1 pseudogene is annotated in these 286 nt (G+C 67.8%); it reads left to right on the top strand.

The annotated features are described in order from the left end of the window. A pseudogene (locus MKK65_RS03375) lies at positions 1-286 on the top strand (flagellar protein); the annotation flags it as partial.

Below are 286 nucleotides of genomic sequence, written 5' to 3' on the forward strand. Positions count from 1 at the left end.
AGTCGGTCGCCAACCAGGCGCTGTCCACCCAGATCACCACCACCGGCACCGCCTCGACCGCCTACTCGGCCCCGGCCGCCAACACCACGCTCAACCTCTACGTCAACGGGTCGGCGACCACCGTCGCGCTGGCCTCGACCGACACCCTCGACCAGGCCCTGACCAAGCTCAACACCGCGGTCGGCGCCGGCAGCTTCTCGAAGAGCACCGACGGCACCAAGATCGTGATGAACGCGTCCTCGGACGTGGAATTCAAGACCTCGGCCGACCAGACCGCGCTGGGCTT

The organism is Methylobacterium sp. J-001, assembly GCF_022829565.1.
Classification (GTDB): domain Bacteria; phylum Pseudomonadota; class Alphaproteobacteria; order Rhizobiales; family Beijerinckiaceae; genus Methylobacterium.